This is a genomic window from Streptomyces sp. NBC_00019, assembly GCF_045041015.1.
Classification (GTDB): Bacteria; Actinomycetota; Actinomycetes; order Streptomycetales; family Streptomycetaceae; genus Streptomyces.
This window is the reverse complement of sequence record NZ_CP108302.1, coordinates 758997-771815: the sequence shown is the minus strand read 5'-3', so window position 1 is coordinate 771815 and position 12819 is coordinate 758997. Positions and strand designations below refer to the sequence as shown.

Sequence of the window (12819 nt, the reverse complement as noted above, 5' to 3'; positions counted from 1 at the left end):
GAAGGTTGGTGAGCACTCCTAGAGGTGTCCTGGCTCGCCGCTGGCGAGGAACCGTGTCAGGGATTGTTCCAGCAGTTGCAGAAAGTGCCGCAGGTCATCGGCGACTCTGTCGAGTTCCGGTGCGTCCAGCGATGCCGTTCGCGTTCGATGGACCGCCCCGTCGGGGTCGGTGACATAGGACTGGCCCCCACCGTTGGAGCCGATGACCAGGCCGCAGGCGTCCTGCCCCGTGCCGAGCGGCACGGCGCCGTACTCCTCGAGGCACAGAAGGACGTCGGGTACTGGATGGATGAAGTACCCGTTGCCGACGTCTCCCCAGGTGACGTCGGCGATGCTGTCGTAGAAGGTCACCAAGTCGGCCGGGGCGTGGTCCAGTTGGGCCAGCGCGTGAGCCGCGGCCTGATCGCCGCGGTCGGCTCGCCGGACCTGATTGGTGCCCGGGGGAAAGCCGTGCCGGTGCTCGAACTCGTCTGCCATGACGGCCAAGGCGCCCGAGACCCTGCTCACCCACAACTCCAGCCAAGCGGGCGGCAGCGAATGTCCATCCATGGAGCCGGATGATGGCATGCCGCGCAGACACCGGGGCAGGCCTTGCGACCTTCGTGCTGTCGGCCGGCACCCGCTCGTCCGGCTTCTCCTTGTCGGGTCGTCTGGTCTGGCGTGCGCACACTATGAACAGAATCGAGCGACTCGTAGTGCACCAGCGCATGCGTTTCTAACATCGCACCGCTCGGCGCGATGGTGCGCCACTGAGTTCCGGGAGCCTTGCTGTGAATCGCTCGGGTCGGACCACGTTTCCCCCTCCCCGCCTCTGGTCCCGCGCACGACGCGGAGTGACGCTGACCGCATGTATCGCAGGCATGGTCGCCGGGTCACTCAGTGCCATCAGCCCGGTCCAGGCGGCCAGTGAGCCGCCGCCCGCACCGATCTCATGCCCGGTGAGCCTGGAGGAGAAGGCCACCTGTTACACCGGCCAGGACGCCAACGGAGCGTTCTACGCGATCGCTGTGCCCAAGCGGTGGAACGGCTCGCTCGTCGTTCACGCTCATGGCGGTCCCGACCTGGGTGAAGGGTCGGACCCCGAGCGAAGCCTCGGCGACCTGGGACGCTGGTCGGTGATGGTGGACCAGGGGTATGCCTGGGCGGGCTCGTCCTATCGACGCGGGGGCTACGGAACCCGTATGGCTGCCGCCGACACGGAGAATGTGCGTCGGCTCTTCGTGGACGAGTTCGGCAAGCCCCAGCGCACCTTCGTACACGGTCAGTCCTGGGGCGGGAACGTCGCTGCCAAGGTCGTGGAGGTGTACGGCAAGCAGGGCTCCTATGACGGTGCTCTGCTCACCAACGGAGTGCTGGGTGGCGGCTCACGCGGTTATGACTACCGCGTCGACCTGCGGGTGGTCTATCAGTACTACTGCCAGAACCTTCCCCGCCCCAGTGAGCCCCAGTACCCGTTGTGGCAGGGACTGCGTCCCACATCGACCCTGACCACGGCAGGGCTGCGGGCCCGCCTCCAGGAATGCACGGGATACGCGTCGACGCCGCAGGAGCGCACCCCCGTGCAGCAACGCAACCTCGATGACATCCTCGCGGTCACCCGCATCCCGGAGCGGACGCTGGAATCACACCTGCGCTTCTCCGTGTTCACCTTCCGCGACATCGTGCACAACCGGCTCGGCGATCGAAATCCGTTCAGTAACGACGGGGTGCGGTACACCGGTTCACACGACGACAAGGCACTGAACGAAGGTGTCGAACGCTTCTCCGCCGATCCCGCGGCCCGGCGCGCCCTGTCCTACGACAGCGATCTCACCGGTCGGGTCTCGATTCCCGTACTCACTCTGCACGCCATCGACGACCCCACCGCCTTCGTCGAGCATGAGGCCGCGTACCGGGCGAGCCTCGATGGCGCCCACCGGGAGAAGAACCTCGTGCAGACCTTCACCACAGAGCACGAGCACAGTGAACTGAGCAACGCCGAGTACGCCAACTCCATTGCCGCGCTGGCCGCCTGGGTGCGCACAGGAAAGAGGCCCACCGCGCAGTCCGTTGCATCCTCGTGTGCCTCCTACGACCGCACCTACGGCACGGGATGCTTCTACGACACCGACTTCCACCCTCTGCCGTACGCCTCCCGTGTTCAGCCCCGGCCGGCAGGACTGTCGTGGCCGGCCATGACAGCTCAGCAGGAGAAGAACTGGAGCCGGATCGACGGCGTCGGCATCGCTCCGTAGCGGTGCAGGACCCGGGGCCGGAGGATGCCTGGGAGCTGCGTACGCGAATCAGATGTGGAGACCTCCCGCAGGGTGTCGGCGCGTGCGCCCCCTCGGGCGCACGCCGCCGGCGTCCGGGCTGGCTATGAGGCGGTGTCGGTCTGCGCGTCCGTCGACGCCTGTTCCTCGGCGGGCTGTGCCGCGTCGGAGGCGGTGTAGTAGACGGAACTACCCTGCTTGACGCGCTGAACCAGGCCCTTGGCCACGAGTCCTTCAAGAGTGGTCCGCACCACGGTGGCCTTGATGCCGCGGTCAGGGTGGGTTTGGCCCATCGTGTCGGCGATCTCGGCCGTGGAGCGGGGTTCGCTCTGTGCGGCGAGGTGGTCGCGGATCAAGCTGACCAGTGTGGGCTCCGCCGACTTGGTTTCGGCCTTCGTGGTGGCTGAGGCGGAGGCTTTGGCGGTGGTGCCCTTCTTGGGCTGGGGAGCCCGGCGGGACTTGGCCTTTTTGGCAGGAGCTGCTGGTGCAGGGGCGGGTGCGGCTTCGACGGTGGGCACAGTGAGGCCGAGCGCTTGGTGCATGCTCACGAGTACCGCGTGGTCATGCTGCAAGGTGGTCAACTGCTCCTGCAGGGCAGCGATTTCCTGGTGGATGCGTTCCTGCTCTTTGAGGTTGTGCTCAAGGTCGGTGGTTACCTGGGCGGTGTACTGAGACGTTAGTTCCGTGGAGGTGCTGGTGTGCTCGGACATGTGTTGACCTCTCCTTGAACTCCCTGCCCAAGTACCTGCGGCAAGCGAGTTCCTGGGCGGATGGCGTACATGGCACGCGGACTGGGACCATGTAGCTGCACAGCTGCTTGGTGTTGAGATAGTACGTTCGGACGGAGATAGTTGTTCCGCACGGTAGCTCACTGGACGGCTCCGGGGAGAGGTGGGAGGCGCTGGACCGCCCCGGAGCGATTCAGCTGCCGCGGTGCCATCCTGCTGGTGTTCACCACGCCGGACCACTCGATGGGACACGAGGGAGCCGGCCCTCTCCGGGCGAATACGCAGTGAGGGCCGGGTCGTAGAGCTGTTTACCCGGCGAGGTCGCTCTTGTAGAAGACGGGCGCCTGGAACTCGTCAGGGTCGACGGCGATCTTGCTGGAGAAGCCGAACGTGAGCCGCGGGCCGCTGGAAGTCCGCCAGATCGCCATTCCCTGAGGTTCGCGCCCGGGCAGTGAGTTACCCGCGTTCGTTGGGAACTTCTGGTTGTACTGCCCGCCGGTCTGGTTCATGTCGAGGAGATCGATCGACAGTCTTGGGCAGTCCAGGAAATCGGATAGGCCGACCTTGAATTCCGTGATGCCGGCACTGGTGTGGTAGTCGAGCACTCCGCCGTCCTGGTACTTGATGCGGCAGATCGTGTGGCTGTTGGGGTCCGTGCCGGGGGTCAGGCTCCGGTAGTCGCAGGCGAGCCAGATGTAGGGGGACCCGGACGTATCCGGCTGGACCCCGATCGAAGAGCCATGGTCGAACGAGTGCAGAGCCATGGAGCCCAGCAAGGACTGCATCGCCCAGTAGGGCTGGTGGAGCGAGCGTTTTCCGCAGGACGGGATCGTCGCCGTCGCCCTCGAATACGAAGTGCTGCGAAGGGTCGACGACCGCGTGCGCCGTTTGTGCCGTCAACAAGGAAGAGCCGCCGCTTGCGGCGGCGGCGATTCCTGAGCCGGTCCGAAGGAGCGTGCGACGGCTTATGCGGCTCCCTATGTCGCTTTGACCAATTTCACTCAATTGCATCACTATATCTGCTAGTTCGACCGTTCTCGCTGAGCGCGATCAACCTGGCAACCGGCCCCCTGGACGTCGACATGCCGAACTGCAGGCGAGATGCGCCCACTTCACCTGTCAGAAGCCATGTCTCGTACCGGGCACCGGGACCCAGACGTGGCGGCCCTCAGGGGGCCGCCACCCGGTCAGACGCGGTCGGCGGCGATCAGCACATACTGGAAGGAGCCGTCCCGGTACGACTCGATGAACGCCTCCTCGATGCCGGTGACCAGTGAGGATGTGGCCCGCAACTCCCAGTACGGCAGCGTGTCGGGGGTCAGGTCGATCACGGTCTGCGGCACGAGCCGGTTGTCGGCCATGGCCCGCAGATATTCACGACGGGAGTGGATGTTGCACTCGAAGTGGGCGTTGATCTGGGAGACCCACTTGGAGGGCTGGCCGTAGCGGGGATTCCAGCAGCCGGTGATGGTCACGTACCGACCGCCCACCTTGAGGAAGCGGGAGTGCTCGGCGAACAGGTCGTGCAGGTCGACGTACATGGTCGACTCGTTGTTCCACGAGGCGGTGACACTGCCCTTGTCGAAGGGGGTGTCGAGCATGTTGCACACCCGGGAGCGCACATGCTCCTGGATACGAAGCTCCTGTGCTCGCCCGTTGCCGAATTCGGCCTGCGCGGAGGACAGGGTGACGCCCTCGACTTTGCAGCCGAAGCGCTGATGGGCCATGACCATGGATCCGCCACGCCCGCAGCCGGCATCGACGAGAGTGTCCTCGGGCGTGATGGGGCCGAGGTGGCCCAGGAGGAACTCGGCCTGTGCGGACTCGAGCCGGTGCAGCTCGGCGATCAGCTTCTTCTCGTATGCGCTGTGCTCCGGGTCGCCGAGCGCGGAGTGGTCAACGGCGCCGATGCCGTAGTGGTGGTGGTAGAGCCCGTCCACGTCACCGAGGCGCAGGTTCACCGGCCGCGCCTCGTTGTTCCAGTACCGGGCGATGTCCCCTTGGTAGGGGGTCGCCGGGGCCGGGATCGTCGCGGAGACGGTGGGGGTGATTTCTGTGGTCACAGAGGTGTCCGTTCCTTACCAGAAGGCGGGCAGGCTGTATCGGTAGGTGTTGCTGCGGTGCCAGTCGTGGTTGCCGTCGACCCACGCGGCCACGCCCTTGAGGAAGCGCACCACGGTGGGCAGGGGGCAGGCCGCGGCGAGGTCGGTCGCTGCCGCCTCGAAGGCGTGCATGAGTTCGTTGTGGACCTCGACCGCCTTGAGATAGCCGTCGCGGTCCGAGAGCTGTTCGCGTTCGGAGATCACCACCGGCAGGTTCAGGTGGCGGCCGGGGCCGGCGAGTTCCTTGGTGTAGGAGTACAGGTCGTTGACGATGGTGGTCGCGTTCCCGGCCAGAGCGATGACCCGCTGCATCTCGGGCCGCGCGTGCAGGTCCGCTGGGAGCTCATAGCCTCCGATGGTGTCGGTGATGGTGGGGCAGGGGCGGAAGTTGTTGAACTGGCGCATCGCCAGGTACTCCCACACCTCAGGGACGTGATCGGTCTCGGCCCAGGCGGCCTCGGCCAGGTAGCCCAGATGCAGCCGGGCCATGTCGTGGCGGTAGCGGTCGATCTGGGAGGGCGTGGCCATGCGGATGAAGTAGTCCATCGCGCTGCGGTAGGCGCGCCGCGGAGGGTCCGAGCCGAGCGACTCCTCCCACGCCGGCGCGTACTCCGGGGTGGTGTGGAGCGGATCGAGGGCGGTGTGAGCCAGGAGAAGGCGTCCGCCGAGGCCGACGGGCGAGCCGCCGTGGTCCTCGCAGTAGCAGTCGTCGACGGCATTCTCCGCGACCATCAGCCGAGTGGCGATCATCAGGTGATCGACCGTGGGAGCGTCGGGGTGGCAGCCGACCATGTACCGCCCGACCGAGAAGCCGTCGAACTGGCCTTCCCACTCCTCGGGGTAGAGCTGGACTTCGTCCTCGGCCCAGCGCTTGATCCGGGAACTCACCTCCTCGACACGTACCGGGTCGGGCTCCGGGACCGGGTGGTGGTACAGGCCGGGAACGGCCTGGCCCTCGGCGGGTGGCGTGGCCACCGGGAGCACCGGGACGGGTTCAGGCAGCAGCCGCTGCGGAGCCTGGGCCAGGGACAGCGAGGCCGTGCCCAGGCCGGTCGGCCCGCCCAGGACCCGCTGAAGAACCGGATCGGCTACGGGAGGTGCGGCCGCTTCGGCGGACGCGACCGGCGGATGCTGAGGAGGTGGCGACGGTGTGCTCGTCGGCTGCGAAGTGCCCGCCAGGGACAGCGAGGTCGTACCCAGACCCGTCGGTCCGCCCAGGACCCGCTGAAGGGACGGCTCTGTGGCGGGGACGGACGGCGTGGCAGGCAGCGCGCCGGTGGCGGGCGGGGGAGGGGGCGGCGGAGCGATCGGCGGACGCGGTAGTGCCGCGAGGCCAAAGGCTGCCGCCGCGATCGGAAGATCGGGGACCGCCGGCGTGGGGACGTCCGGCTCGGTGGTGGTCGCCTTCGACCGCTGCCCAGGGATGGACGGCCCAAGGGGCCCGGAATCGGGCATCTGCTACTCACTCCTTACTGCGGTGGCGTGGGCGCACGTACGGCGTGGACGGGGACGTCAGCCCGTTCCGCGTGGCATGCCCTCAGCTGCGTCCGCGGGCGATCTGTACGTTCTCCATCACGCCGAGCGCGTCGGGTAGGAGCACCGCGGCGGAGTAGTACGTGCTGACGAGATAGGAGATGACCGCCTGCTCGTTGATGCCCATGAACCGCGCTGAGAGCCCCGGCTCGACCTCGTCCGGCAGCTCTGTCTGCCACAGGCCGATGACCCCTTGGTTCTTCTCTCCCGTGCGCATGGCGATGATGGAGCTGGTCTGCTCCTTGCTGATCGGGATCTTGTTGCACGGCAGGATCGGGACCCCACGCCAGGCCGGGACCGACTGCCCGCCGAGATCGACGTGGTCCGGGTAGAGCCCGCAGGCGTTGAAGCCGCGCCCGATCGCGGCGATCGTCCTCGGGTGGGCGAGGAAGAACTTGGTGCCGCGGCGGCGGCACAGCAGATCGTCCATGTCGTCCGGGGTCGGCGGGCCGGAATGCGTCTGGATGCGCTGCTTGAAGTCGGCGTTGTGCAGCAGCCCGAACTCACGGTTGTTGATGAGCTCGTGCTCCTGGCGCTCGCGCAACGCCTCGATGGTCAGGCGGAGTTGCTCCTCGGTCTGGTTCATCGGGCCGTTGTAGAGGTCGCAGACCCGAGTGTGGATCCTCAAAATGGTCTGTGCGACGGAGAGTTCGTACTCACGTGGCTTGAGCTCGTAATCGACGAAGGCGCTCGGCAGATCGGCCTCGCCCACATGGCCGGCCGACATGGCGATCTCGGCCTCACCGTGCTTGTTCTGCCGTCGTCGCGTGGCGGAACTGAACTCGGTGATGTGGGCTCGGAGAAGGGGCGCGGAGTCCTGCACGGCGGCGAAGTCGCTACGGGAGAGGGTGAGGAGGGTGCCGGAGGTCTCGGCGGTGGCCGTGTAGTCATAGCGGGCGTCGGAGTCGAGCAGGGCGTTCTCACCGAAGTGGTCGCCGTCCGCGAGCACCGCGATGGCGATCTCTCCGCCGTACTTGCCCTCGCCGCGCTGGCTGATGCGTCCGTGGGCGATCAGATGGATCCGGTCCGCCGGGCTGCTGCGCTCGACGATGACCTCGCCGACAGCGAAGTCGCGCTGTGTGCAGCGCTCGGCGAGGGCGGTGAGGGCGTCCAGGTCCTCGAAGTCCCGCAGCAGGGCCAGTTCACCGAGTTCGCGGGGGATCACACGGACCGTGGAGCCTTCCTGCACGAACTCGATGCGCCCGTCGCCGACGGTATGACGCAACCGTCGGTTGACCCGGTAGGCACCGCCGTTGGTCTCGACCCAGGGGAGCATCCGCAGCAACCAGCGGGAGGTGATCTCCTGCATCTGCGGGGCGGACTTCGTGGTGGTGGTGAGGTTGCGTGCGGCGGCGGTACTCAGGGACTGCTGCGGCACGGGCGCGGCTGGTGCGGCCTGGGTTTCCGGGCTGCTGTCCACGGTCATCGGGGTGGGCTACTCCTTGCGTGGTCGGGCGGCCGGCGCACAGGTGTGCGCCGGTATTGAGACAGGGAGGATCGGCAATGGGGTGGGAGGACTCCGGTGATCCATCCACCTGCAGGACGGTAAGGGTCAGTTGAGCCGCCTCGCCCGAAGATCCCAGCGGCTTCCTTCGAAGCGGTGACAATCAGTCGAATCCGGTTTATCGGACCAATGAGCGACATTGCGCCACGCTGATCGAGCAGCGGCGGGGTGCCGCAGGGCTCACCACGGCACTGCGTCGAGGCAGTGCCGGATGCCGACGGCGAGGCCGGGTTTGTCCGGAGCGTCCGGGAACTGGCGGAGTGTCTGGGGGAGTTCACGCTCGGGCCGACTGTTGATCTCGACGTAGAGCACGTGCAGGAGCGCGGGCCACTTCTACTGGGAAAGGCCATGCGTACTCAACTGGCCAATGGAGGCCCGGCACTGGCCGGGTGATGCTGGCGGGCACTGAGGCGGGGAGTGGGCCCCGAAGGCCGGATGGAGCAGGCTGTTGGGGAGACAGCCGCGTGGCCCGGGCCGGGCAGCATGGCCGGCTGCCGGCACTTCTTCCGCTCAGCACCTGACAGCAACCCGAGCAGGCAGGCGCGAGCGGCCGCCCGGGGGCTCCGCCCGCCCGAACGGGCCCACGATCCGGGTCCCGCCGCGGTCAGACCGTGATGCCGGGTGGTGTCCGGGCGTCACACGCCACGTTGAACGGGGCCGCGGGAACGCCGCGATGACCCGCGAGGCGATCCGATCAGCGGTACGGACCCTGTTCTGCGGATGCGCCGACAGGTGTGGCTCATACGAGTTGCTCAGGTGCCTGGGACCGGCCGGGATGCCGGAGGCGCTGGGCGCCCGCCTTGCCTCGGCTTACGGCGGGGGCGCGGCCGCCTCGACGTCCGGCGATTTCTCTGCCAGGGCACAATCCCTCGCCGCGAGACCGTCACCCCCATGCCGTCGGCAGCGGGCGAAGTGCGATCAGTTCGATCAGAAGGTCATCAGGGAGAATCCGACTCGCTTCACCGCCTCCTCCTGGCTTCCCGCAGCCCGGATAGTCTCGACGGCATGACCGACAACTCCCTGCGCTCCGTCACCGTCGAGCGAACCAGCATCGGCCACTTCACCGCGACGAACGCGCGTGGCAGCACGATCAGCTTCGGTACCGGTTCCGAAGCTGAGGGGGATGCCGTTTTCACGCCGGTGGAGCTGTTGCTCGCCGCGATCGGAGGCTGCACGGCCGTGGACGTCGATGTAGCGACCAGCCGTCACGCGGAGCCGGTCAAGTTCTCTGTCGAGGTGACGGGGAACAAGGTCGGCGACGAGCTCGGTAACCGGATGACCGACCTGGTGGTCACGTTCTCCGTCGACTTCCCGGAGGGTGAAGGCGCGGAGCGGGCGCGGATCGTTCTTCCCCGGGCGGTCAAGGCTTCCCACGACCGGCTCTGCACGGTGAGCCGCACTGTCGAGATCGGCACACCCGTCAAGGCGGTGATCGAGGGCACCTGACCTCTCACCGGCGTACGGGTCACCGGATGCGCTGCACATCGGGTCAGTTGTGGGAGTTCGGACCGGCGCGTCGACTGCGAGCGCGGTGGGGTACTCATGGCTGCTTTGCCGCCGAGCAGCAGCGGGCCGCCGAAGGCGAGCGGTAGTGGTCGTGCTGTCGGCAGACAAGGCAAAGCTCCAAAGGGAAGAGGCGAAGGGGCGCGGGAAAATGCTTTACCAGGACCAGGGATATCCCTGGAATGTCAAATCCATTTCCGGGAACGCCGGATTGGGATGCCCAGAGAGGACGGCACTTTGTCAAGCGCCGCGTCCGTTGGATATCCTGCCCTCGGGACGGAATGGAACTTAGCCCCCGCTTGTCGCTGGCAGGGGCCTTGTCGAAAGATCGCTTCGCGAGTGTTAGTGGTGAAGAAACTCACGCTCACGCGTTGATTTGCCTGCTCTGATTTCACTGAACACATACCGCAATCCGGGAGGCTGTGAACTCGTCTTCCAGACCACGAGGAACGGCTGCATTGAAAGGTGGTGCTGGGTCCACCCCTGTGGTGGTGCTGGACCGCTGGCGGGTCGAGCGGGCCGTTCATAGCGTCGTGCTCATGATGGATGAGACGAACGAAGAGCGAACAGGTGCCACGAGGCGGACGGCATTGCGTGGGCTGGGACTCGCGGTGGGGGGTATGGCACTGGCCACCGGGCTCGGAACCTCGCCGGCCGCAGCGAACCCGCGTCGCGGGCTCACCACCTACGTGCTGGTGCACGGTACCCACAGCGCCGGCGCGTTCTGGATACCGATCGCACGGGAGCTGACGCTGCGCGGTCACCGCGTCGTCATGGTGGACCAGCCACGGCATGGCGCGGAGGCTTTCGTGCCGGAGTCGTATCAGCGGCAGGACCTCAAAGCGATGGCGGCCGAGCCTTCCCCGCTGAAGGGCCTCGGGCTGGAGGACTACGAGGCGCGCGTCACGAGCACCGTGCGGCGGGCGGCACGGAACGGCCCGGTGGTGCTGGTCGGGCACAGCCTGGGCGGCGTATCGGTCAGCCGTGTTGGCAATGCCGTCCCGCATCTGCTTCACCACATTTGCTACATGGCGGCCTTCTGTCCCAGCCGCGTCCTGCCCACTGCGGACGCCTGCACGGCGGCACCCGAGAACGCGAACGCCGTCAGCCCGGTCGAGCTGACGGTGGGTGACCCGGACCGGCTCGGTGTACTACGACTGAACTTCCGGACAGGTGACAGCCGTGAGTTGGCCCTTCTGAAGGAGATGATCTGCGCGGACTATCCCGACGCCGAATTCCGCCGGTTACTGGCCGGCATGCAGACCGACGAGCCCATCGCCGCCTATGCGGGCCGAGTGGTCGGCCGGGCTGGTAGCTGGGGACGCATTCCCCGCACCTACCTGCGTTTCGGCAGGGACCGGACGATCGCCACCGCACTCCAGGACAGAATGATCGCGGAAGCCGACGCGTTCACGCCCGGCAACAGCTTCCGCGTGCACGATTTTCCCGGGGCGTCACACGTCGGCCCTCTGGATCCCATCCCGGTCGCAGAAATCCTGGACACGCTCGCAGGGTAGGGGGATAGGGCATTCGAAGTTGCCGAGATAGGCCTGCGGGTCGTCTTCGCGTCAGACGGTGTCAGTGGGCTGATGCTCGAGGTTCTCAACGGCCCAGTGCTACCGGGTGTGATGTGAGATTTCGGCCGCGGTCAGGCGGGCGCGGCTGGAGACCTCGAGGGTGACGTAGGGCCGGTCAGGAGGTCACCATCATGATCGGACCGGCCCGGCCCACAGAGTTCTACGACGTCGGAGCGCGGAGGCTACTCACGGAGCCACGTGGCCAATCGCCCCTCGTGCCGGGCCAGTTCGCGGGACGGGGCGCCGGTGTTTGAGAAGGTCAGGCGTTCCAGACTTCCTCCCGGGCAGCGGCCTTGACGTAGTCGGAGAAGTCCCGGGGTGCGCGGCCCAACGAACGCTGGACGCCGTCGCCGAGGGAGGCAAGGCTGCCGGAGCGGACGTGCTCGTACAGGCCGATCGACAGCTGCACCCATTCCTCGGGCACGCCCTGCGCGCGCTGCTCGTCCGCGTACGCCTCCGGGCTCAGAGCCACATAGCGGATGTCACGGCCGATGCCCCGGGCGATCTCCCCGACCGCGTCCCCGAAGGTCATCAACCGTGGTCCGCTGAGCTCGTAGTGCCACCCCGCGTGCCCGTCGGGTGAGGGCGGCGACCGCCACCTCGGCGATGTCCATACGCGTTCGTCTACGCTGACCAGCATGGATCCCTCGGGACTGACCGGCATCGATCCGCTGACCGATCTCCTGAACGGGGTCCGCAGCAGTGGCGCGCTCTTCAACCAGTCCTCCGTGACCGGTCCCTGAGCGGCGCGCTTCGAGGACGGCTCACCGCTGGCCCTCGCGGTTCTTGTGCACGGCTCCGTCTGGATCACTCCCGAGGGCGGCGCCCCGGTCCGGCTCGGCCCAGGTGATGTGGCGGTGCTGTGTGGGGGTGCGCCGTATGTGATCGGGGACGATCCGGCCACGGAACCGGACGTGGTGGTCCGGACCGGAGGTCGCTGCACGACCTCACAGGGCGAAGAGCTGCTTCCCGCTCGGCTCCCGGACGAGGGCGCCTGGAACGCCGCAGAGCCGGACCGCACCCTTCTGATCAACGGCCTTTACACCATGGACAGCGCCATGCCTGGAAGGCTGCTCGCGGCCCTGCCACCGCTGGCCGTCATCGAGGCGTCCGTGGGGAGCTGTCCGGTCAGTCGCTCGACCTTCGAAGAGATCACCCGCGAGGAACCCGGGCAGCGGATCCTGCTGGACCGGACGATGGACCTGCTGCTGATCACAGCCCTGCGTGCCTGGTTCACCCGTCCCGGCGCCCAACTCCCCACCTGGTACCGGGCCCACAGCGACCCCGTCGTCGGCCCCGCACTGCGCCTGTTGCACGCCGACCCTGCTCACCCGTGGACTCTGCCCGCACTCGCGGCGAAAGCCGGCGTGTCACGAGCCCACCTCGCCCGGCGCTTCAACGCCCTGGCCGGACAACCGCCTATGACCTATTTGCGGCAACATCGCCTGGCGCTCGCCGCCGACCTGCTGCGTGAGCCCGACACGACGCTCGCTGTGGTGGCCGACCGCGTCGGCTTCGCCAACGCCTTCGCCTTCAGCAACGCGTTCAAGAAGGAACACGGCATCAGCCCGAGCGAATACCGCACGCGCGAGACACGGACGGAGATCTGACGTCTGACGC

Annotated in this window: 12 protein-coding genes and 1 pseudogene; 5 read left to right on the top strand and 8 right to left on the bottom strand. The window is 67.2% G+C overall.

Features of this window, described 5'->3' with window-relative positions; all coding sequences use genetic code 11:
* Positions 1-18: 18 nt before the first annotated feature.
* Complete coding sequence (locus OHU89_RS03805) at positions 19-549, bottom strand: SMI1/KNR4 family protein (RefSeq protein ID WP_405639791.1); 531 nt, start codon at positions 547-549, stop codon at positions 19-21.
* A 221-nt stretch (positions 550-770) separates the two neighbouring features.
* Between OHU89_RS03805 and OHU89_RS03800 the strand changes: the two genes are divergently transcribed.
* Positions 771-2234 (top strand): hypothetical protein, encoded by a 1464-nt coding sequence (locus tag OHU89_RS03800; protein ID WP_405639789.1) that lies wholly within the window; start codon positions 771-773, stop codon positions 2232-2234.
* A gap of 122 nt (positions 2235-2356) precedes the next feature.
* Here OHU89_RS03800 and OHU89_RS03795 read toward each other — a convergent pair whose 3' ends face one another.
* The 6 genes from OHU89_RS03795 to OHU89_RS03770 all read right to left on the bottom strand — a co-directional run bounded on the left by OHU89_RS03795 (position 2357) and on the right by OHU89_RS03770 (position 8431).
* Positions 2357-2962: a BlaI/MecI/CopY family transcriptional regulator gene (locus OHU89_RS03795; protein ID WP_405639787.1), complete on the bottom strand. Its 606-nt coding sequence runs from the start codon at positions 2960-2962 to the stop codon at positions 2357-2359.
* A 326-nt stretch (positions 2963-3288) separates the two neighbouring features.
* Positions 3289-3744: a hypothetical protein gene (locus tag OHU89_RS03790; RefSeq protein ID WP_405639785.1), complete on the bottom strand. Its 456-nt coding sequence runs from the start codon at positions 3742-3744 to the stop codon at positions 3289-3291.
* A gap of 423 nt (positions 3745-4167) precedes the next feature.
* Positions 4168-5043 carry a geranyl diphosphate 2-C-methyltransferase gene (locus OHU89_RS03785; RefSeq protein ID WP_405639783.1) on the bottom strand — a complete coding sequence of 292 codons (876 nt, stop codon included), beginning with the start codon at positions 5041-5043 and terminating at the stop codon, positions 4168-4170.
* Between the two features lie 15 nt (positions 5044-5058).
* A complete protein-coding gene (locus OHU89_RS03780) occupies positions 5059-6537 on the bottom strand; it encodes a family 2 encapsulin nanocompartment cargo protein terpene cyclase (protein WP_405639782.1) in 1479 nt (492 codons plus the stop codon).
* An 82-nt stretch (positions 6538-6619) separates the two neighbouring features.
* On the bottom strand, positions 6620-8041 hold the full coding sequence (locus tag OHU89_RS03775) for a family 2B encapsulin nanocompartment shell protein (protein WP_405639780.1): 1422 nt from the start codon (positions 8039-8041) through the stop codon (positions 6620-6622).
* 258 nt (positions 8042-8299) lie between these two features.
* Positions 8300-8431 (bottom strand): hypothetical protein, encoded by a 132-nt coding sequence (locus OHU89_RS03770; protein WP_405639778.1) that lies wholly within the window; start codon positions 8429-8431, stop codon positions 8300-8302.
* Between the two features lie 693 nt (positions 8432-9124).
* Between OHU89_RS03770 and OHU89_RS03765 the strand changes: the two genes are divergently transcribed.
* Together OHU89_RS03765 and OHU89_RS03760 are read left to right on the top strand one after the other, a co-directional pair.
* The gene (locus OHU89_RS03765) at positions 9125-9565 is read left to right on the top strand and encodes an OsmC family protein (RefSeq protein ID WP_405654290.1); all 441 of its coding nucleotides are present in this window, start codon (positions 9125-9127) and stop codon (positions 9563-9565) included.
* Positions 9566-10242: 677 nt separating this feature from the next.
* Positions 10243-11139, top strand: a complete 897-nt coding sequence (locus OHU89_RS03760) for an alpha/beta hydrolase (RefSeq protein WP_405639776.1) — start codon at positions 10243-10245, stop codon at positions 11137-11139.
* A gap of 319 nt (positions 11140-11458) precedes the next feature.
* Here OHU89_RS03760 and OHU89_RS03755 read toward each other — a convergent pair whose 3' ends face one another.
* Entirely contained in the window at positions 11459-11839 is a 381-nt protein-coding gene (locus OHU89_RS03755; RefSeq protein ID WP_405639774.1) for a hypothetical protein, read from the bottom strand.
* Positions 11840-11957: 118 nt separating this feature from the next.
* Between OHU89_RS03755 and OHU89_RS03750 the strand changes: the two are divergent.
* A pseudogene (locus OHU89_RS03750) lies at positions 11958-12422 on the top strand (cupin domain-containing protein); the annotation flags it as partial.
* On the top strand, positions 12396-12809 hold the full coding sequence (locus OHU89_RS03745) for a helix-turn-helix transcriptional regulator (protein WP_405654288.1): 414 nt from the start codon (positions 12396-12398) through the stop codon (positions 12807-12809). The pseudogene OHU89_RS03750 and the gene OHU89_RS03745, both read left to right, overlap by 27 nt.
* Positions 12810-12819 lie beyond the last annotated feature (10 nt).

What these genes read in the sequence shown, in the direction of transcription:
- OHU89_RS03775 (WP_405639780.1), bottom strand. Translation starts at nt 8,041, where the DNA reads ATGACCGTGGACAGCAGCCCGGAAACCCAGGCCGCACCAGCCGCGCCC.
- OHU89_RS03755 (WP_405639774.1), bottom strand. Translation starts at nt 11,839, where the DNA reads ATGCTGGTCAGCGTAGACGAACGCGTATGGACATCGCCGAGGTGGCGG.
- OHU89_RS03745 (WP_405654288.1), top strand. Translation starts at nt 12,396, where the DNA reads ATGGACCTGCTGCTGATCACAGCCCTGCGTGCCTGGTTCACCCGTCCC.
- OHU89_RS03765 (WP_405654290.1), top strand. Translation starts at nt 9,125, where the DNA reads ATGACCGACAACTCCCTGCGCTCCGTCACCGTCGAGCGAACCAGCATC.
- OHU89_RS03760 (WP_405639776.1), top strand. Translation starts at nt 10,243, where the DNA reads ATGGCACTGGCCACCGGGCTCGGAACCTCGCCGGCCGCAGCGAACCCG.
- OHU89_RS03805 (WP_405639791.1), bottom strand. Translation starts at nt 549, where the DNA reads ATGGATGGACATTCGCTGCCGCCCGCTTGGCTGGAGTTGTGGGTGAGC.
- OHU89_RS03790 (WP_405639785.1), bottom strand. Translation starts at nt 3,744, where the DNA reads ATGGCTCTGCACTCGTTCGACCATGGCTCTTCGATCGGGGTCCAGCCG.
- OHU89_RS03795 (WP_405639787.1), bottom strand. Translation starts at nt 2,962, where the DNA reads ATGTCCGAGCACACCAGCACCTCCACGGAACTAACGTCTCAGTACACC.
- OHU89_RS03780 (WP_405639782.1), bottom strand. Translation starts at nt 6,537, where the DNA reads ATGCCCGATTCCGGGCCCCTTGGGCCGTCCATCCCTGGGCAGCGGTCG.